An 18886-nucleotide genomic window follows, 5' to 3' on the forward strand; every position below is an offset into this window, starting at 1 on the left:
ATCAGTCCGCCGCGGCTCGGAAGAGTTCGAGGCGACGCTCGCGATGGCGTCGTTCGGCGTCGGTCGACGGACCTGCCAGCGCCTTGGTGAGTTCCTCGACCGCTTCGTCGTACCTGTGGTCGCGAGCCAGTAGCTCGGCGCGGACGGCGTGCCATCGTGGGCTGGGCGTGAGCTCGCTGAGCAAGGCGAGTCCCGCTGTGGTGCCTTTTGCTTCGGCGGCCGCGACCGCGCGGCCCAGGTAGGCGGCCGGGCTGGGCGCGACCGACACCAGGAGGTCGTACAGGCGGAGGATCTCCGTCCAGTCCGTGCTGTCATAGCTGGCTGCGCGGGCATGCTCGGCCGCGATCGCGGCCTGGAGTTGGTAGGCGTCGGCCTGCTGGTTCGAGCCCAGGAGCGAGTCGTTGAGAAGGTCGATCCCGCGGGCGATCGCCGCGTTGTCCCAGCGGCCGCGGTCCTGCTGGTCGAGCGTGACGACCTCGCCCTCGGCGTCCAGGCGGGCAGGCCGGCGCGCTTCGGTGAGCAGAAGCAGTGCGAGTACGGCGGTCGGCATCGGCTGCTCGGGCAGCAGTTCGTGCAGGAGCTCCGCCAACCTGATCGCCTCCGCGCAGACATCGACGTCGTACGCCGTCTGTCCTTCGACCGGAGCGTGGCCGGACGTGTAGAGGCTGTGGACCACACCGCAGACTGCGGGCAGGCGCTCGGGGAGTTCGGCCTCGGGCGGCACCCGGTACGGGATGCGGGCGGCGGCGATCTTCTGCCGTGCCCGGGTGAGGCGCTTCGCGGTCGCGGCCTCGGTGGTGAGCATGACGCCGGCGATCTGTGTGGGGGACAGTCCGCACAAGGTGCGCAACGCCAACGCGACCCGGGTCGGTGGTGAGAGCGCGGGGTGGCAGCAGGTGAAGATCAGCCGCAGCAGGTCGTCCTGGACGACCTCGGCCGGGACGATGTCGGTGCGGCCGAGCTCGATCAGCTGGGTGCTGTCACGTTCCTTGTCGGCGCGCGCCCGTTCGCGCCGGATGATGTCGATCGCCTTGCGCCGGGCGGTCACGGTCAGCCAGGCACGCGGCTCGGGCGGTACGCCGGTCACCGGCCAGGCGCCGAGGGCCGCCAGGGTGGCCTCCTGGACGGCGTCCTCGGCGAGTTGCACGTCGCCGACGGTCCGGATCAGCGTCGCGAGGATGCGTGTCCCCTCGACCCGGACCGTCTCGGCCACCGCGTCGTGCCCTGGTTCCATCGCCGGAGTCTTCAGCGGGCCCGGATCACCGGGCGCACCTCGACCGCGCCGTTCCAGGCCGACGGGATCTGCTGGGCGATCGCGATCGCCGCCTCCAGGTCCTCGGCCTCGACCAGGTAGTAGCCGGTCAGTGCTTCCTTCGTCTCCGCGTACGGCCCGTCGGTCGTGACGACCTTCCCGCCGCGAGCGCCCTCCACCCGTACGACGGTCGCCGTACTGGTCGGATGGAGCACCGCGCTGGCCGTGATCAGGCCGGCGTTCTCATCCTGGAACCGCCGGTACTCCGCGAGTTCCTCGGCTTGCTCAGGTGCGAACCAGTCCACGTCCGCGCTGTAAACGAGCGCCAGGTACTGCGCCATCAGCCCACTCCTTTCCGTGCTTCAGGATCCACTGTGGTCCCTCGGCAAGTGAACGAACAGCAACCCGCGAACAGGACATCCGTCAGCGAGTGGCCTCCGCGACCCGCGCACGGAACTCCTGTACGACGCTCGCGTCGCCGGCGGTCTGGACCGCGGAAGCGTCGGCGCGACCCCACAACCACAGGAACACCGCGTCGGGTGCACCGAAGATCTCGGCGGCCGCGTCGCCCTGGGCGCCCTGCTGCACGGTGACGCTGGTGCTGTCCGCGCTGATCGTCCAGGTGCGGCCCTCGGCCGTGATCCGAATGGTCGCGTCGACGGGGTGAGCGGTGTCGCCCTCCTCCCACCACGGTCCGCCGAGGTTCGGGAACAGCAACTCGTCGATACCGTCGAGCGCCAGTTCGGCCGCGATCGGTGTGACCACGTCATGCGCCTGCTCGACGTCGATCCGGTGCACGACACTCTCCAGCGCCATCCGCCGGTACCAGAACCCCGAGGTGGCGTCGTCCGGATTGAACGTCCAGGTCTCCAGCGACGTCCCGGCCTTCTCCAACGCGGCGACGATCGCCGCGAGCGCCTCGTCGTACCACTCGAATGTCTCCTGTGCATCGAAGTCCGGCGGCCACGGGTCGGGCAGTGCGCCGAGCCGCAGCACCTCCACCTTGTGCACGTACACCTGCGCCACGTGACGCAGTACGGACTCCACGGTCCAGCCCGGACAACTGGGCACCGGCGCTTCCAGCCCCATCCGCCCGACTTCCCCCAGCCGAGCACCCTCACTCCGCATGTGCCCCAGATAGAACTCGGCCTGCTCCGTCGACAACGTCATACCCGGACCCTCCCAGACCCCGCAGACACTTTCAGACGCTCCGCTGCTTGAGTGCTTCTTCCCAGTCGGCTGTCTCGGTGTGACTGATCTCCACCACGCGTTCGGTCAGCAGTTTGGCCGGATCCTCGGCGGCGGTGTACCGGCCGGCCCGCTGGACGTACAACCAGGCTTCGTTCCGCAGGTCCTCGGCGGTCCGGCGGTAGGTCGGATACGAGTCCTTGAACCCGAACAGCGTCCGGATCCCCTCGGCCAGCGCGATCAGGGCGCCGAGCGACGGAGCGAGCCAGATGGGTGCGCTGATCGCGACCGAGATCGCGACGAACAGGGCCGCGACGAGCTGGACGGTGCCCAGCCCTCGGTACGCGACCCGGGCTTGGTTGGCTTGGTGGTGATACCAGCGGAAGCGGAGGCTGATCAACTGCTCCGCGGGCGCGTCGGTGCCGAGCGCCGGGAAGTCCGAATCTCTGAGTCTGGCCATGGTGTGCCTAGTGTCCAGCTAATCTTCGGCTCATGGCGAGGAAGAGGGCGTTGCCGTTCGATCCGATCGACGAGGCGTCGCGGCAGTGGGGGCGACGCTGGGGTGCGGTCGAGCAGATGCGGGCCGTCACGTCGCTGATGCGGGCGCAGCAGATCGTCATCGGGGAACTGGACGACATCCTTCGCAAGCACGGACTGACGTTCGCGCGGTTCGAGGCGCTGGTGCTGCTCACGTTCTCGCGGCGCGGGTCGCTGCCGCTGGGGAAGATGGGGGAGCGGCTGCAGGTCCACCCGACGTCGGTCACCTCGATCGTCCGCCGGCTCGAGGCGGCCGGGCTGGTGACCCGGACCCCGCACCCGGATGACGGCCGCGCGGTGTTGTGCGAGATCACTCAGGACGGACGGGACCTGGTCGAGCGGGCCACCGCCGACCTCGTCGCCGCCGACTTCGCCCTCAGCGGACTCAACGACGAGCAGCTCAAGATGCTCTGGTCGGTGCTCGAACCGCTCCGCCACAACGCCGGCGACTTCAGCTGATCCAAGCCTGATCCACGCCTGAATCAGGTGTCGTCCAGTGTTACGTCCGCGCTAAGAGTTCATTTCCTACTGAAACTTCCCAAGTTTCCCTATTGCGCTACAAGCTCAGGGCATCCAGGATCGGGGGAACACAGTCGGCCCGCCCTGCGGCCGCGGAAGTAGCTGGAGGATCCATGAAACGCCGTGCTGTCCGGGTGACCGCCGTCCTGCTCGCCGGCGCCCTCACGCTGTCAGGCTGTTCCGGCGGCGGTTCCGCCTCCCCGGCCGACGGAGTCAGGTCGGTCTCGTACGCCGTCGACGACCCGGTCACGCTGAACCCGGGCCGTCAGACCATCGCCTTCGCGCAGGACAAGGTGCTGTTCTCCGCGCTCACCTACGTGAAGAGCGACGGCAGCCTGACCTACCTGAACGCCGAGTCGGTGAAGTCGACCGACGCCGTGCACTGGACCGTCAAGCTGCGCCCGGGCTGGACCTTCCACAACGGCGAGAAGGTCACCGCGGAGAGCTACGTGAAGGCGTGGAACACGGTCGCCTACGGCCCGAACGCCTGGGAGAACAGCGGCCAACTCGTCAACATCGCCGGGTACGACGCCCTGAATCCGGCCAACGGCACGCCGAAGACCAAGGAGCTGTCCGGCCTCAAGGTGGTCGACGAGCTCACCTTCACGGTCACGCTGAAGAGCCCCGACGGGCAGTTCCCGACCCAGTTGTCGCAGGCACAGACCGGGTTCTTCCCGATGCCCGAGGCGGCGTACAAGGATCTCGACGGATACGGCAAGAAGCCGATCGGCAACGGGCCGTTCGAGATGGACGGCAGCTACACCGAGAACGAGCCGATGACGGTGAAGGCCTTCGCGAACTACCAGGGCCCGAAGCCGAGCATCGACGAGATCGTGTTCAAGCCGTACACCGACATGACCACGGCCTACACCGACGTCCAGGCCGGCAACACCGACATCATCTTCGTCCCGGCGGCCCGGATGGCGCAGGTGAAGAAGGACTTCGGCGACCGTGCGTACGTCTTCGAGGGCCTCGGCATGAACTACCTCGGCCTGCCGCTGTGGGACAAGCGCTATCAAGATGTCCGGGTGCGCGAGGCGATCTCGATGGCGATCGACCGCCAGGCCGTCAGCAACGTCATCTACGGCGGCATCTGGACGCCCGCCACCGCGCTGACCCCGCCGGGCGAGCCGGGTACGCCGAAGGGCCTCTGCGGTGAGCTGTGCACGTTCAACCCCACCAAGGCCAAACAGTTGCTGGCCGAGGCGGGCGGCTTCAGCGGCAAGATGGAGATCCGCTACCCGGGTGGGTCCGGGCTCGACGACCTCTACAACGCCTACGCCAACCAGCTCCGGCAGAACCTCGGGATCAAGGACGTCACCGCGACGCCGACCACGGACTTCCCGGAGTTCCAGAAGCTGCGCAACGAGAAGAAGCTGAGCGGCCCGTACTTCTCCCGCTGGGGCGCCCTCTACGCCAGCCAGCAGAACACGCTGCGGTCCTTCTACACCAAGGCGGGCGGCTGCGTGAACTGCATCCCCTACTACACCCCGCAGGTCGAGCAGTTGCTGGCCAAGGCGGATGCGCAGGTCGATCCGCAGAAGGCGATCGAGGGGTACGTCGACGTCCAGAAGGCGATCATCAAGGACTTCCCGGCCCCGCCGATGTTCTTCGAGAAGTACACCTACGCCACCTCGGACCGGATCGCGAAGCTGGCCGAGGGCGCGGGCAGCCTGGAACTCGAGAACACCACCCTGGCGGATAGTTGATGACGGCAACCAACCCGAGCCCGCTCCAGGAGATCCTGGAGCGGGCCCACCGCGTGCCCGACCTGGACCACTTCCCGGGCGTCGACGAGATCGCCGACCGCCTGGATGAACTGGCCGGCCGCTACCCGGACCTGGTCACCAGCCGACGGATCGGGACGTCGCGCCTCGGCGACCCGATCACGATGTACTCGATCGGCACCGGCCCCGACGAGGCGCTCGTGTACGCCGGGGTGCACCCGAACGAACCGATCGGCTTCTGGACCGCGATCCGGCTGGCCGAGGATCTCTGCGCCGACGAGGATCTCCGCGGCGGCTGCCGCTGGAACATCGTCGGCTGCATCGACCCCGACGGCACCCGCCTGAACGAGGGCTGGTTCGACGGTCCGTTCAACCGGGTGAACTGCCTCGAGCACTTCTACCGCCCGGCCCCGGCCGAGCAGGTCGAGTGGTCGTTCCCGTTCCAGTACAAGAACGCGTACTTCGACCAGGTGATGCCCGAGGCGTTCGCCCTGATGCGGGTGATCGACGAGCTCAAGCCGGTGGTCGCCGTCTCCCTGCACAACACCGAGGTCGGCGGCGTGTACTACTACGTCACCCGTGAGCTCGGCGGTTTCGTCGACGAGTTGCACGCGATCACCGCGTCGTTCGGGCTGCCCCTCGACCTCGGTGAGCCCGAGACCCCGGTCGCGCGGCCGCTCGGTCCCGCGGTCTACGAGATGATCTCGGCCAAGGCGACGTACGACTACACCGAGAGTCTGGGGCTGACGCCGTACTCGTCGTCGGGTGGTTCGTCGGCGGAGTACGCCGAGCGGCACGGGACGGTCAGCCTGGTCGCCGAGCTGCCGTACTGGACGCATCCCGCGAACGACGACCAGACGCCGAGCGACGTGCCGTACCGCGACGTGCTGGCCCGGATGGCCGATGCCCTCGGCAAGGATCTCGACGCGATGATCGAGATCTTCGACGCGGCCCGCCCGTACCTGTCCGGCGACTCGCAGCTGGTCCGGGCGACCGACGCCTTCCTCCCGTACCTGGCCAAGCGGCCGGAACGCGACCGGCTCCGGGCCGGGAAGGAGGACCCCGCGCGGATGGCGACGGTCGCGGAGGCCTTCGGGCTGACCGATGTGCACCGGTCGTTCCGGCTGAGGTTCGGGGGCATGCTGCTTCGCTCGCTCGAGGGCGAGATCGCGCGGGGGAGTGCGGCCGCCGTACTGCACCCACTCAGCCGGCGGATGCGTGAGCTCTACCGGGAGTGGCAGGTCGAGGCCGCCGCCCTCGACCAGGAGCTGCGGACCGTCCCGATCAAGGACCTCGTCGGAGTCCAGTACGCCGCCACCCTCGCGCTACTGAACGCCGTACGGCGAGAGGCGGGCTGATGCTGCGCTTCACCATCCGCCGAGTGATCGAACTCGTGCTCGTGTTCTTCGGCGTCACGTTCGCCATCTACGCGGCCGTGTTCGCGCTGCCCGGCGACCCGATCTCCAGCCTGGGCGGCGATCAGCCCCTGTCCCCGGCGGTGGTCGAGCGGATCCGCGAGCTCTACCACCTGAACGATCCGCTGTGGTCGCAGTACCTGCGCTATCTCGGTCACCTGCTGACCGGCGACCTCGGCGTCGACTTCCGCGGCCGGTCGGTGGCGGAGCGGCTCGCGACGCGGTGGCCGGTGACGATCCGGCTCGCGCTGACCGCGTGGGTGATCCAGGTCGTGATCGGCGTCGGCCTCGGCCTGATCGCCGGCCTGCGGAAGAACACCTGGATCGACCGCGGCGTACTGATCCTGACGATCCTGATCACCTCGGTGCCGATCTTCGTGATGGCTGTGACCGCGCAACTGGTGTTCGGCGTGAAGCTGTCGCTGCTGCCGATCGCCGGGGTGACCGACGGCTGGCCGTTGTCGTACTTGCTGCCGGCGACGGTGCTGGCGCTGTACGGGCTGGCCGCGGTGGCCCGGCTGACCCGGGGGAGCGTGGTCGACACGATGAGTTCGGACTTCGTCCGGGCGCTGTGGGCCAAGGGCCTGACCCGGCGCCGGGTGGTCGGCATCCATGTACTGCGGAACTCCTCGATCCCGGTGCTGACCTATCTGGCGATCGACCTGGGCGCGTTGCTCGGCGGTGCTGTGGTGACCGAGGGGATCTTCAACCTGCCCGGCGTCGGTCAGTTGCTGTTCCAGTCGATCCGGGTGCACGAGGGTCCGACCGTGGTCGGCATCGCGACCGCGCTGATCCTGATCTTCCTGCTCACCAGCGTGGTCGTCGATCTGCTCAACTCGCTGCTCGACCCGAGGATCCGCCATGACTGACCAGATGCTGGTGCAGCCGATCGAGGAGGACACCCTCGCGGGGCGCGGGGTCTGGGCGACCGTCCGGCGCCGCGTGTTGTTCTGGCTGCCGTTGACGGTGCTCGCCGTACTCCTGTTGCTCTCTCTGTTCCCGGAGTGGGTCGGCGGGTGGTTCGGCAACCCGGATCCGCGTGCGTGCGACATCTCGGCGAGTGCTCGTCCGTCGTCGCACGGGCATCCGTTCGGTCAGGACCTGCAGGGCTGCGACGTGTACGCGAACGTCGTCCATGGTGCTCGCGCATCGCTGGCGGTCGGCCTGATGTGCACGCTGGTCGCGCTCGTCATCGCCGTCGGAGTCGGCACTGTTGCCGGGTACGTCGGTGGCTGGGCCGACTCGGTGCTGGCCCGGTTGACCGATGTCTTCCTCGGATTCCCGTTCCTGCTCGGGGCGATCGTCGTACTGAACAGTCTCGGCAAGCGGTCGGTGCTGTCGGTCGCGCTCGTGCTCGCGCTGTTCTCCTGGCCGGCGCTGGCCCGGATGGTTCGGACGACGGTCCGCGCGACCCGGGACGCGGAGTACGTGCAAGCGGCCAAGGCCATGGGGTTCCCGACCACCCGCATTCTCAGTCACTATGTGTTGCCGAACTCGATCGGCCCGGTGCTCGCGGTCGCCACGCTGACCGTCGGGGGCGTGATCGTCGCGGAGTCGACGCTGACGTTCCTCGGCCTCGGCCTGCGGGCGCCGTCGATCTCGTGGGGCCTGCAACTCGCCACCGCGCAGTCCAGGTTCCAGCAGGCACCGCACACCTTGATCTACCCGGGCATCTTCCTCGCCGCGACCGTACTGAGCCTGATCACCCTCGGCGACGTACTCCGCGACGCGGTCAACCCGAAGGGACGCTCCTGAATGACCACCCACGACAGAACGGACGCCGCCTTGTCCTCGTATGACCTCACCACCGCTCGTGAAGCCGCTCCCGCGATCGAGAGCTGGCTGGAGTACCAGCGCCGCTACCTGCGAACGCCGGGAGTCCAGGCGGCGATCCGGGTCGGTGACGAGCTCGTCCTGTCGACCGCCCTGGGCAACAGCGACGAGGTGGCCGGTACGCCGCTGCGGACTGACCATCTGTTCCGGATCGCGTCGCACTCGAAGACGTTCACCGCGACCTCGATCCTGCAGTTGGTCGAGCAGGGCAAGGTCCGCCTCGACGACCCGATCGACGCGCACGTGCCCGAGCTGGCCGGCAGCGCGCTGGCGCCGGTCACCGTGCGCGAGCTGCTCGGCCACCAGGGCGGCGTGATCCGCGACGGTGTCGACAAGGACTACTGGCAGCTGATGGATCCGTTCCCGGACCGCAAGGCGCTGGTGGAACTGTGCCTGAGCCACGGCCAGGTGTTCGAGCCCAACGAGCACTTCAAGTACACGAACATCGGCTACTCGCTGCTCGGCCTGGTGATCGAGTCCGCGAGCGGGCTCTCGTACGGCGATTACGTCGCCGCCAACATCACCAGTCGGCTCGGCCTGGCGAACACCGGCGCGGAGTGGGATCCGGAACGGGCGAGTGAGTACGCCGGTGGTCACACCGGACTGCTGGACGGCTCCGACGTACGCGAGACCATCCCGCACGTCGACACGCGGGCGATGGCCGCGGCCACCGGCTGCTACTCGACCGCTGAGGACCTCACGACGTACGGCGCCGCGCACTTCTTCGGAGCTGATCAGTTGCTGACCGACGCGAGCAAGCGGCTGCTGCAGCGCGACGAGAGCCTGGTCAACGCGCACGGGCGCGAGATCGGCCGGTACGGGTTGGGCCTGGACATCGTGAAGGTCGGCGACCGTCGACTGGTCGGCCACAGCGGCGGGTATCCGGGCCACATCACCCGGACCTTCATCGACCCGGTCGACCAGATCGTCGTATCGGTGCTCACCAACTGCATCGGCGGCCCGGCCGGGGTCCTCGCGACCGGCGTGGTCAAGCTGCTCGACCTGGCCGCCAACGCTCCGGCCGGCTCCGCGGTGCCGAGCGACATCGACGGGCGCCGGTTCTGCGGCGACTTCGCGAACCTGATGGGCGTGATGAGCATCGCGCTGCTGGGTGGCCGGCTGGTCGCGTTCTTCCCGGCCGCGCCGGACCCGGTCGACAGCTACGAGGAGCTCCAGGTCATCGACGAGAACACGCTGGCCGTCGTACCGGCGGCCGGGTTCGGGTCGATCGGCGAGAAGGTGGAGTTCAGCTGGGACGCGGACGGAAAGCCCGAGGTCGTCCGGTACGGCGGGAGCTCGCGGTGGCCGGTCGAGGTGTTCCGGGCCCGCCGGTCGGCGCAGATCGCGGACGCCGAGGTGCACCCTGTGGCCAGGAGGTCGTCATGACGGACGACAAGCCCGTCGACGACGAGACCTGGGAGGAGGACCCGCGCCGCGCGGAGTTCGTCGAGCAGTTCGCCCTGCTCAGAGAGCTGGCCGGCTCGCCGCGGATGGAGGGCCGGGTGCTCGGCTACCTGATGGTGAGCAACAAGCCGTTCGTCTCCTCGGCCGAGCTGGCCCGGGCGCTGGCCGCGAGTGCGGGCTCGATCTCGAGCACCACCCGGCGGCTGATCGATCTCGGCTTCGTCGCGAGGCACGCCGTCCCCGGAGATCGCAGTCACTACTTCAAGGTCGACGACGACATCTGGGGCAGCTTCCTGGCCGGTGAGCGGCGGTCTCTGGGCAAGCAGCGACAACTCTTCGATCACATGCTGACCGAGCTGCCTGACGGGATGCCCGGTCCGCGCAAGCGGCTGCGGAACGCGCGCAACTACTTCGAGTGGCTGACGGCGTACCACCGCAAGATGCTGGCGGACTGGGAAGAGTACCGGGACAAGTTGGACGCCGCGTCCGATCAAGGGGAGGGCCAGTGAGCGACGACGTCCTGCGGTTCGAGGAGCTGACCGTCGACTTCACCGTCGGCGGTACGACGCACCGCGCGGTGGACCAGGTGAGTTTCGCGGTCCGGCCGGGCGAGGTACTCGCGGTCGTGGGGGAGTCCGGATCGGGCAAGAGTGTCACCTCGCTGGCGGCGCTCGGGCTGCTGCCGTCCAACGCGACTGTCGGCGGTCGGATCAGCTTCGGCGGCGATGACGTGCTGTCGATGTCGCGGGCCGAGCTGACGGCGTTGCGCGGCCGGCGGATCGCGATGATCTTCCAGGATCCGGTCGGCGCGCTCGACCCGGTCTTCACGATCGGGTCGCAGCTGATCGAGATGATCCGGGCGCACCAGCCCGCGCTGTCTCGCGCGCAGGCCCGTGAGCGGGCGATCGAGCTGCTCGCGATGGTCGAGATCCCCGAGCCCGAGTCGCGGTTGAAGTACTACCCGCACCAGCTGTCCGGGGGTCAGTGCCAACGGGTGATGATCGCGATCGCGGTCGCCTGTGACCCCGAGCTGCTGATCGCCGACGAGCCGACCACCGCGCTGGATGTGACCGTGCAGCAGGAGGTGCTCGACGTACTGCTCGCGATGCGGTCGGAGATCTCCGGGGCGATCATGATCATCACCCACGACATGGGCGTGGTCGCGGACGTGGCCGACCGGGTCGTTGTCATGCGCAAGGGGTCGGTCGTCGAGACGGCCGACGTCCACGAGCTGTTCGACCGGCCGGCCCAGCCGTACACGCGGGCGCTGCTCGACGCGGTGCCGCGCGGTGGTCTGCGCGACGACAAGCCCTCCGGGCCGACGGACGGTACGCCGGCTCTGTCGGTCGAGGATCTCGTGGTCGAGTACCGCGGCCGGCGCGGCAAGACGGTCCTTGCGGTGGATCACGTGAACCTCGCGCTCAACCCCGGCGAGATCACCGGTCTGGTGGGGGAGTCCGGGTCGGGGAAGTCGACCATCGGGAAGTCCGTGCTCGGTCTCGCACCGATCACCTCGGGCGAGGTCCGCGTCGACGGCCAGGCGCTCACCACCGCGTCGTCCTCGGTCGTGCGTCAGACCCGGTCCCGGATCGGCGTGGTGTTCCAGAACCCGGCCGGTTCACTGAACCCGCGCGCCACGATCGGTCAGTCCATCGGCGAACCGCTCGCCGTCCATCGCGGCGTACGGGGTGCTGAGCTGCGGGGACGGGTCGAGGAACTGCTGGACAGCGTCGAGCTGCCGCGCGGATGGGCCGGGCGGTATCCGCACGAGCTGTCCGGCGGTCAGCGGCAGCGCGTGTCGATCGCGAGGGCGATCTCGCTCGATCCCGGCCTGTTGATCGCGGACGAGCCCACGTCGGCACTCGACGTGTCCGTACAGGCGACTGTGCTCGAGTTGCTCCGGTCGCTGCAGGACCGGCTGCATTTCGCCTGCTTGTTCATCAGCCACGACCTCGCGGTGGTCGATCAGGTCTGCGACCGCGTCGCCGTGATGAGCCACGGCAAGCTGGTCGAACAGGGCGCCCGCGAAGCCGTTCTGCGCGCACCCCAGGACCCGTACACGATCCGCCTTCTGGAAGCGGCGCCCGTCCCGGATCCCCGCGAACAGGCCTACCGCCGCTCCCTTCGCCTGGCCGGCTAGCACCGGCGGTGCCTACTCGTTGTCGGCCAACGCCGGGAAGGCCTGCCGCAGCTCGGCGCGGAAGTCCTGCTCCCGGCCGAAGCCGAAGGTGCTGATCGCCACCCAGACAGTTTGGACCGCGGCTTCGAGCGGGTCCGCGACGGCTGCCGACCTGACGGCGGGCAGCGCCATCGACTGCTGCGAGAAGTTGTCGAAGCGACGGTCGACTGTCGTGATGATCGTGTGCCGCACCCTGTCGTCGTTCCACATCCGGTCGAACGCCCGGTCCTCGCGAAAGATCTCCGGCAACTCGTCACCCCGATCCAGGGCGTCCAGCGTCGCGGCGATCCAGTCGAGCGGCAGGAGGCCCGCCTCGGTGATCGCGCGCCGGGCGGACCACCGCGCGACCACCCGCTGGGTCCCGGCATCGACCCGGTCGATCGCGTCCAGCAGCGGCCGGTCGTGCAGCGCGAGCGGGATCGCCTTCCAGGCGAGTCGCCGCAGTGGCTCGCTGGGCAGCACGCCACCCCACTCCCGCGTCTCGAACGCCAACCGGGCCTCAGCCTGGCGGCGCTCCTGCTCGAGTGCGGCCTGGCGCTCGGCTTCGGCACGTTCCTCCGCGGTGGGTGGAGGCGGTTGCTGTCGCGCAGAGTCGTGCCAGTACGCCGCCGTACCGCTCGTCACCTTGATGACCCGGTCGGGCTCGGGCGGCGCGGGCCAGAACTGCAAGAGGTAGTGGTCGACGAGCGGCTCGCCGTCGAGCGTGGTGTCGGTCTTGTGGCCGGCGTCCATCCCGGTCCCGCAGTACCGCACCCGGTAGTCGGTCTCGGCGAGGTCCAGCGGCTCCTGCCACTCGCCGGCCCAGCCGACGAGCGCGGTGGTCGCGCCGACCGGCGTGTAGGACGCCTCGACGATCTCCTCCCAGGCGTCGTCGACCGGAGGTTCGGAGCCGTGCAACTCGACCGAGAAGCCGACGTCGCCTGTGTGCAGGCCGGTGATCAGGAACAGCGCCCCGGGCACCGCCGCACCGCACAGCCCGTTCTGCTGGCCGGCGAAGGAAGCGCCCAGGTCCGACACGAACTCGTGGCTCTGGACGTACAGCTGGCTGTAGTGCACCCCGACCGATCCGGTCGTCAAAGTCCGCACGGACTCCCTCCCCAGGCCCTGGCGCGCATTATCTCGCCGGATCGGGGTCAGTCGGGGAATTGGAAATAGTTGGACGTCCTAGTATTTTGGGACCAGTCCCCTAGGAGGTCTGACTGATGGATGCCGAGCAGATCGCGGCCGGCCGGAGCCGGTGGCAGCAGCGGTACGACGCGGCGCGCAAGCGGGAGGCGGATTTCACCACGCTGTCCGGCACCGAGGTCGCACCGGTGTACGGACCCCCCGAGGGTGTCGACGACCCTCGGATGGAGCGGATCGGCTGGCCGGGGGAGTTCCCGTTCACCCGCGGCCTGTACCCGACCGGCTACCGCGGCCGCACCTGGACGATCCGCCAGTTCGCCGGCTTCGGCAACGCCGAGCAGACCAACGAGCGGTACAAGATGATCCTGAACGGCGGTGGCGGCGGCCTGTCCGTCGCGTTCGACATGCCGACGCTGATGGGCCGCGACTCCGACGACCCGAAGGCGCTCGGCGAGGTCGGGCACTGCGGTGTCGCGATCGACTCGGCCGCCGACATGGACCGGCTGTTCAAGGACATCCCGCTGCAGGACGTCACGACCTCGATGACGATCTCCGGCCCCGCCGTACCGGCGTTCGTGATGTACCTGGTCTCGGCCGAGCGGCAGGGCGCGGACATCACCAAGCTCAACGGGACGCTGCAGACCGACATCTTCAAGGAGTACATCGCGCAGAAGGAGTGGCTGTTCCCACCGGAACCGCACCTGCGCCTGATCGGTGACCTGATGGAGTACTGCGCCGAGCGCATCCCGGCGTACAAGCCACTCAGCGTCTCCGGCTACCACATCCGCGAGGCCGGCTCGACGGCCGGGCAGGAGCTGGCGTACACGCTGGCCGACGGGTTCGGGTACGTCGAGCTCGGGCTGTCCCGCGGACTCGACATCGACGTGTTCGCCCCGGGCCTGTCGTTCTTCTTCGACAGCCACCTGGACTTCTTCGAGGAGATCGCGAAGTTCCGCGCCGCCCGCCGGATCTGGGCCCGCTGGCTGCGCGATGTGTACGGCGCTCGCACCGACAAGGCCCAGTCGCTGCGGTTCCACACGCAGACCGCCGGGGTGTCGCTGACTGCCCAGCAGCCGTACAACAACGTCGTACGGACGGCTGTCGAGGCGCTGGCCGCCATCCTCGGCGGGACGAACTCGCTGCACACCAACGCGCTCGACGAGACGCTCGCGCTGCCGAGCGAGGAGTCGGCCGAGATCGCGCTGCGCACGCAGTCGGTGCTGATGGAGGAGGTCGGCGTCACCAACGTCGCCGACCCGCTCGGCGGATCCTGGTTCGTCGAGGCGCTCACCGACAAGATCGAGGCCGAGGCCGAGGAGATCTTCGCGCGGATCAAGGAGATGAGCCCGGACGGCTCGATGACCGCCGGCATCCTGCGCGGGATCGAGGACGGCTGGTTCATGGGCGAGATCGCCGACGCCGCCTTCGAGTACCAGCAGAAGCTGGAGAAGGGCGAGAAGAAGATCGTCGGCGTGAACACGCTGACGGACACCGTCTCCGGCGAGCTGGAGATCCTCCGGGTCAGCCACGAGGTCGAGGTCGAGCAGTGCCGGGTGCTCGCGGAACGCAAGTCGCACCGTGACGAGGACCGGGTCCGGCGTACGCTAACGGCTCTGGTGGAGGCGGCCAGGAGTACTGGCAACCTGATCGAGCCCATGCTGGAGGCGGCGCGTGCGGAGGCCACGATGGGGGAAATCTGTCACGTTCTTCGGGACGAGTGGGGCGAGTACCGAGAGCCCGCCCGCTTCTGACGAGAGTTCCACCTCCGACTCAGGCCCGGCGGATCCCAGCGGATTGGGATCGCAGGCCCGGGAGGCGATCGGCCCGGCGGACGGGCGCGGTGTGGTCGTGTGTGGCTCGGACCGCACCATGCTGCGGGTCGTCACCGAACTGGTGACCTCCGGCGAGCGAGTGATCGCCGTCGTCAACCCGGCGTCGCGGCACTACGACCGGATCGGTGAGCTCGGCGCGCAGGTGATGGGTGTCCGGGTGATCAGTGAGTCGCTGCTGCGCCGGGCCGGGGTCGACGCTCAGGACGGCAACGCGTCGACCGCGCGGGCCCTCGTGCTGCTGGACACCGACGACGTTCGTAACGTGCACACCGCGCTGACCGCCCGCGACATGGATCCCCATCTGCGCATCATCGTGCAGATGGTGAACCCGCGGCTGGGCAAGCAGTTGCACAGCCTGCTAGGCGACTGCGTTGTGATCTCCGGACCGTCGCTGGCCGCGCCGGCGTTCGTCTCCGACGCGCTCGAGGACGACGAGCTCACCTGGCTCGAGATCGGTGGCCGGCGCCTGGTCGCCGGTCAGGCCGACCTGATCCGTGAGCCACACCTGACCGTGCTCGCCGACACGACCTCGTCCGCCACACCGGAACTGCTGCCGATCTCGAGCTCCGATCCGAGCGGTGACATCGTGCTCGGCACCGGCATCCGCAGCGTCTGGCGGACCAGAGACGTACGGCGGGCCGGCTGGCTGATGGCGGCCGGTGACATCTTCGACCGGCGGGTACGGCGGATCGCCGCGGTGATGGCGTTGCTCGTGATCGCTGGGACTGTGCTCACGCATTTCATCGCCAAGGTCGAGTGGCTGCGGGCTGTCTATCTTGCCGCCGGTGCGGTGACGTCGGCGGGCATCGAGGACGACACGTTCTCCGAGGCGGCGCCGTGGGCGAAGGTCGCAGCCGTCGTGGTGCAGTTGACCGGCATCGTGCTGGTGGCGCTGCTGACCGCGGTCATCGTCGACTCGCTGATCGGTGCGCGACTGTCGCGGGTGATCGGCGGGGTCCGCGGCCGGCCGCGCAACCATGTGGTCGTGTGCGGCCTCGGGACGGTCGGCGCGCGAGTGCTGGAGATCTTGGCCGAGCGGGGCGTCGCAGTGGTCGGCGTCGAGCATGACGAGGACGCGCCCGGCGTACAGACCGCGCATCGCTTGCGGATCCCGGTGGTGATTGGCGACAGCAGTAACGAGGAGACCCTGCGGTCGGCCGGGGTTCAGCGATGTCTGTCCGTGCTCGCGCTGACCGACGGCGACATCACGAACCTGGAATCGGCGATGGTCGTCCGCGACCTGAACCCGGACGCCCGGATCACGATGCGGATGTTCGACCACGACCTGGCGCAGCGAGTGGAGCGCCGGCTCGGGCTCGGCCACAGCCGGTCGGTGTCGATGCTGGTCGCCCCGGCGATCGCTGCGGCCGCTGCGAACCGGCGCAGCCAGGTGACGGTCCCGGCCGGTCGCCGGGTTCTGCTGCTCACCGAGGTCACCGTCGAGCCGGGCTCGGTCGCCGTCGGCCTGCGCCTGGGGGAGCTGGACGAGGAAGGCGGATTGCGGGTGCTCGCCCGCCAGGACGATGGTCCGTGGGACTGGAAGCCGGCGTCCGGCAAACTGCTCCGAGGCGGTGACCGGCTCGCCGTGGCGGGCACCCGGAGTGGGCTGGCCAGACTGCTGCTGGCGACCCGGGCACGACACGGTTCCACCGCGTCGTAGAGGATGGACCTGTGAACGTACGCAGTGAGCGCCAACTTGGCGCGACCGGAATGCGAGGGCAGTGGTGAGTCAGTCGAACTTCTCCCGTCCAGGGGCGATCGATCTGTCGTCCCTGCGCAAGCCCGCGGCCCCGCCGCCCGGCTCCGGTGGTGGCGCACCGGCGGGCGGTGGCGGAGCGTCGGGTTCGTATGTGCTGAATGTCAGCGAGGCGACCTTCCAGTCCGATGTGATCGAGCGGTCCATCCAGTCGCCGGTGGTGGTCGAGTTCTGGTCGCCGCGGTCGGAGGCGTCGATCGCGCTCGGCCCGGTGCTGGCCCAACTGTCGACCGAGTACGCCGGCAAGTTCCTGCTGGCCCGGATCGACGTCGATGCGAACCCACAGCTGGCCCAGGCGGTCGGCGTGCAGTCGGTGCCGCTGGTGATCGCCGTACTGCGGGGTCAGGTGGTTCCGCTGTTCCAGGGCGCCCTGGGTGACCCGGAGGTGCGTGGGTATCTCGACCAGCTGCTCACGGTGGCCGTCGCGAACGGCATCACCGGTCGGGCCGATCCCGTCGGACCCGCGGCACCTGCTGCGGAGGACGAGGAGGAGCCGCCGCCGAATCCGCGGTACGAGAAGGCTGAGAACGCGGTCGGTGCCGGTGACCTGGACGGCGCGATCGCGGCGTACGAGGAGCTGCTGAAGGAGACGCCGGCCGACGCGGAGGCGAAGTCGGGCCTGGCCCGGGTACAGCTCGTCAAGCGCACCCAGGACGTGCCGGCCGACCTGCGGACGCGGGCGGCCGACAACCCGACGGACATCGAGGCCCAGCAGTTGGTGGCCGATGTCGACCTCATGGGCGGGCATGTCGACGACGCGTTCAACCGGCTGATCAGCACCATCCAGGCGACCTCGGGCGACGAGCGGAACGCGGTCCGGCTGCACCTGCTCGAGCTCTTCGAGGTCGTCGGCGCGGACGACGACCGGGTGATCAAGGCGCGGCGGCGGTTGATGGCTGCGTTGTTCTGACTTGTTGCTTGGTGACAGACCCCCTCGGCCCTCGTGGCTGAGGGGGTCTTGTCTTTTGCAGCTGTGTGAACTCTTGCAATTTGTTGTTGGATGCTCTGAGAATAATTCACATGACCAGCGCCGTCGCCGCGACCCCACCGCCGAGCCTCGAGGCGCGGATCCACGGACTGCTGCCGGCGCTCAGCCCGGCACAGGCCCGGATCGCGACCGAGGTACTGCGGGATCCGGCAGCAGTGGCCTCGTCGACGATCGGGCAGTTGGCGGCCCGGTGCGGTACGTCGCTGCCGAGCGTGACCCGGTTCTGCCTTGCGCTCGGCCTGGCCGGGTACGCCGAGCTGCGGCTGGCGCTCGCGGCCGAGAGCGGGCGGAGCAGTCTGAGCTGGGAGCGGGGGACCGGCGCCGAGGTCGGGCCGGACGACTCACTGGACGACGTACTGCGGACTCTGTTGCGAGCCGACACTCGCGCACTCGAGGACACTGTCGCGTCGCTCGACGTCGACGCCCTCGGGCGCGCCGTCGAAGCAATCTCCAACGCCCGCCGAATCGACATGTACGCCGTCTCCGGTTCCGCGTCCGTCGCCGAGGACCTCCGCCTGCGCTTGCACCGGATCGGCCGCGGCGCCAACACCTGGAGCGACGTACACAACGCACTCACCAGCGCGGCGCTGCTCGGAGTCGGGGATGTTGCCGTCGGCATCTCCCACAGCGGCGAAACGGTCGAGGTCCTCGAGCCGCTGGAACGAGCCGGCCGCCAAGGCGCCACGACCGTTGCCATCACCAACTATCCGCGCTCACCCCTGGCCCGGACCGCCGACATCGTCCTCGTCACCTCTGCCCGGGACGTCACCTTCCGCACCGGCGGTCTCTCCGGCCGGCACGCCCAGATGATCGTCCTGGACGCCCTGTACCTCGGCGTGGCTCAACGCGACTACCCACTGGCCGAACAAGCCTTCGACGCCACCAGCGAAGCCATCTCCACCCATCGCCGCCGCCCGTGATCTCCACCCTCCGTCAACCGCCCGCGATTTCTACCCTCCGTCAACCGCCCGCGATTTCCGCCCTCCGTCAACCGCCCCCGATTTCTACCCTCCGTCAACCGCCCGCGATTTCCGCCCTCCGTCAACCGCCCGCGATTTCCGCCCTCCGTCAACCGCCCGCGATTTCCGCCCTCCGTCAACCGCCCGCGATTTCCGCCCTCCGTCAACCGCC

Annotated in this window: 17 protein-coding genes; 12 read left to right on the forward strand and 5 right to left on the reverse strand. The window is 69.0% G+C overall.

The window, feature by feature from the left end:
* Nucleotide 1: 1 nt before the first annotated feature.
* The 4 genes from ACGFH6_RS40860 to ACGFH6_RS40875 form a co-directional block, all read right to left on the reverse strand.
* Nucleotides 2-1234: an RNA polymerase sigma factor gene (locus tag ACGFH6_RS40860; RefSeq protein WP_393395930.1), complete on the reverse strand. Its 1233-nt coding sequence runs from the start codon at nucleotides 1232-1234 to the stop codon at nucleotides 2-4.
* A gap of 11 nt (nucleotides 1235-1245) precedes the next feature.
* Nucleotides 1246-1593 (reverse strand): YciI family protein, encoded by a 348-nt coding sequence (locus ACGFH6_RS40865; RefSeq protein ID WP_131355674.1) that lies wholly within the window; start codon nucleotides 1591-1593, stop codon nucleotides 1246-1248.
* Nucleotides 1594-1675: 82 nt separating this feature from the next.
* Nucleotides 1676-2422 (reverse strand): maleylpyruvate isomerase family mycothiol-dependent enzyme, encoded by a 747-nt coding sequence (locus tag ACGFH6_RS40870; protein WP_393395934.1) that lies wholly within the window; start codon nucleotides 2420-2422, stop codon nucleotides 1676-1678.
* Between the two features lie 31 nt (nucleotides 2423-2453).
* Entirely contained in the window at nucleotides 2454-2900 is a 447-nt protein-coding gene (locus ACGFH6_RS40875) for a DUF4231 domain-containing protein (RefSeq protein WP_393395937.1), read from the reverse strand.
* A gap of 32 nt (nucleotides 2901-2932) precedes the next feature.
* Between ACGFH6_RS40875 and ACGFH6_RS40880 the strand changes: the two genes are divergently transcribed.
* The 8 genes from ACGFH6_RS40880 (at nucleotide 2933) to ACGFH6_RS40915 (ending at nucleotide 12015) form a co-directional block, all read left to right on the forward strand.
* Nucleotides 2933-3436 carry a MarR family winged helix-turn-helix transcriptional regulator gene (locus tag ACGFH6_RS40880; protein WP_393395939.1) on the forward strand — a complete coding sequence of 168 codons (504 nt, stop codon included), beginning with the start codon at nucleotides 2933-2935 and terminating at the stop codon, nucleotides 3434-3436.
* A 173-nt stretch (nucleotides 3437-3609) separates the two neighbouring features.
* Nucleotides 3610-5205, forward strand: a complete 1596-nt coding sequence (locus ACGFH6_RS40885) for an ABC transporter substrate-binding protein (RefSeq protein ID WP_393395942.1) — start codon at nucleotides 3610-3612, stop codon at nucleotides 5203-5205.
* Complete coding sequence (locus ACGFH6_RS40890; protein WP_393395945.1) at nucleotides 5205-6581, forward strand: M14 family zinc carboxypeptidase; 1377 nt, start codon at nucleotides 5205-5207, stop codon at nucleotides 6579-6581. Before ACGFH6_RS40885 ends, ACGFH6_RS40890 begins: the two co-directional genes overlap by 1 nt.
* Nucleotides 6581-7507 carry an ABC transporter permease gene (locus tag ACGFH6_RS40895; RefSeq protein WP_131355656.1) on the forward strand — a complete coding sequence of 309 codons (927 nt, stop codon included), beginning with the start codon at nucleotides 6581-6583 and terminating at the stop codon, nucleotides 7505-7507. The genes ACGFH6_RS40890 and ACGFH6_RS40895 overlap by 1 nt, the downstream gene beginning before the upstream one ends.
* Nucleotides 7500-8393, forward strand: coding sequence for an ABC transporter permease (locus ACGFH6_RS40900; protein ID WP_393395949.1), 894 nt, complete (start codon nucleotides 7500-7502; stop codon nucleotides 8391-8393). Before ACGFH6_RS40895 ends, ACGFH6_RS40900 begins: the two co-directional genes overlap by 8 nt.
* Nucleotides 8394-9857 carry a serine hydrolase domain-containing protein gene (locus tag ACGFH6_RS40905; RefSeq protein WP_393395953.1) on the forward strand — a complete coding sequence of 488 codons (1464 nt, stop codon included), beginning with the start codon at nucleotides 8394-8396 and terminating at the stop codon, nucleotides 9855-9857. It abuts the gene before it with no gap.
* On the forward strand, nucleotides 9854-10384 hold the full coding sequence (locus ACGFH6_RS40910) for a GbsR/MarR family transcriptional regulator (RefSeq protein WP_393395956.1): 531 nt from the start codon (nucleotides 9854-9856) through the stop codon (nucleotides 10382-10384). The genes ACGFH6_RS40905 and ACGFH6_RS40910 overlap by 4 nt, the downstream gene beginning before the upstream one ends.
* Nucleotides 10381-12015 (forward strand): dipeptide ABC transporter ATP-binding protein, encoded by a 1635-nt coding sequence (locus ACGFH6_RS40915; protein ID WP_393395958.1) that lies wholly within the window; start codon nucleotides 10381-10383, stop codon nucleotides 12013-12015. The genes ACGFH6_RS40910 and ACGFH6_RS40915 overlap by 4 nt, the downstream gene beginning before the upstream one ends.
* Nucleotides 12016-12027: 12 nt before the next feature.
* Here ACGFH6_RS40915 and ACGFH6_RS40920 read toward each other — a convergent pair whose 3' ends face one another.
* Entirely contained in the window at nucleotides 12028-13140 is a 1113-nt protein-coding gene (locus ACGFH6_RS40920) for a hypothetical protein (protein WP_393395961.1), read from the reverse strand.
* A gap of 116 nt (nucleotides 13141-13256) precedes the next feature.
* Here ACGFH6_RS40920 and ACGFH6_RS40925 point away from each other — a divergent pair, with 116 nt between their 5' ends.
* From ACGFH6_RS40925 to ACGFH6_RS40940, 4 genes are all read left to right on the forward strand, one after another.
* Nucleotides 13257-14930, forward strand: coding sequence for a methylmalonyl-CoA mutase (locus ACGFH6_RS40925; RefSeq protein ID WP_393395964.1), 1674 nt, complete (start codon nucleotides 13257-13259; stop codon nucleotides 14928-14930).
* Nucleotides 14931-14973: 43 nt separating this feature from the next.
* Complete coding sequence (locus ACGFH6_RS40930) at nucleotides 14974-16671, forward strand: NAD-binding protein (RefSeq protein ID WP_393395967.1); 1698 nt, start codon at nucleotides 14974-14976, stop codon at nucleotides 16669-16671.
* 64 nt (nucleotides 16672-16735) lie between these two features.
* Nucleotides 16736-17677: a tetratricopeptide repeat protein gene (locus ACGFH6_RS40935; RefSeq protein ID WP_393395969.1), complete on the forward strand. Its 942-nt coding sequence runs from the start codon at nucleotides 16736-16738 to the stop codon at nucleotides 17675-17677.
* A gap of 110 nt (nucleotides 17678-17787) precedes the next feature.
* Nucleotides 17788-18675 carry a MurR/RpiR family transcriptional regulator gene (locus ACGFH6_RS40940; protein WP_393395972.1) on the forward strand — a complete coding sequence of 296 codons (888 nt, stop codon included), beginning with the start codon at nucleotides 17788-17790 and terminating at the stop codon, nucleotides 18673-18675.
* Nucleotides 18676-18886 lie beyond the last annotated feature (211 nt).

This window comes from Kribbella sp. NPDC049227, from assembly GCF_043197265.1.
GTDB lineage: Bacteria > Actinomycetota > Actinomycetes > Propionibacteriales > Kribbellaceae > Kribbella.

Coding starts and splice junctions, on each gene's coding strand:
- ACGFH6_RS40905 (WP_393395953.1), top strand. CDS start 8,394: ATGACCACCCACGACAGAACGGACGCCGCCTTGTCCTCGTATGACCTC.
- ACGFH6_RS40940 (WP_393395972.1), top strand. CDS start 17,788: ATGACCAGCGCCGTCGCCGCGACCCCACCGCCGAGCCTCGAGGCGCGG.
- ACGFH6_RS40900 (WP_393395949.1), top strand. CDS start 7,500: ATGACTGACCAGATGCTGGTGCAGCCGATCGAGGAGGACACCCTCGCG.
- ACGFH6_RS40860 (WP_393395930.1), bottom strand. CDS start 1,234: ATGGAACCAGGGCACGACGCGGTGGCCGAGACGGTCCGGGTCGAGGGG.
- ACGFH6_RS40875 (WP_393395937.1), bottom strand. CDS start 2,900: ATGGCCAGACTCAGAGATTCGGACTTCCCGGCGCTCGGCACCGACGCG.
- ACGFH6_RS40865 (WP_131355674.1), bottom strand. CDS start 1,593: ATGGCGCAGTACCTGGCGCTCGTTTACAGCGCGGACGTGGACTGGTTC.
- ACGFH6_RS40890 (WP_393395945.1), top strand. CDS start 5,205: ATGACGGCAACCAACCCGAGCCCGCTCCAGGAGATCCTGGAGCGGGCC.
- ACGFH6_RS40885 (WP_393395942.1), top strand. CDS start 3,610: ATGAAACGCCGTGCTGTCCGGGTGACCGCCGTCCTGCTCGCCGGCGCC.
- ACGFH6_RS40895 (WP_131355656.1), top strand. CDS start 6,581: ATGCTGCGCTTCACCATCCGCCGAGTGATCGAACTCGTGCTCGTGTTC.
- ACGFH6_RS40880 (WP_393395939.1), top strand. CDS start 2,933: ATGGCGAGGAAGAGGGCGTTGCCGTTCGATCCGATCGACGAGGCGTCG.
- ACGFH6_RS40870 (WP_393395934.1), bottom strand. CDS start 2,422: ATGACGTTGTCGACGGAGCAGGCCGAGTTCTATCTGGGGCACATGCGG.
- ACGFH6_RS40925 (WP_393395964.1), top strand. CDS start 13,257: ATGGATGCCGAGCAGATCGCGGCCGGCCGGAGCCGGTGGCAGCAGCGG.
- ACGFH6_RS40910 (WP_393395956.1), top strand. CDS start 9,854: ATGACGGACGACAAGCCCGTCGACGACGAGACCTGGGAGGAGGACCCG.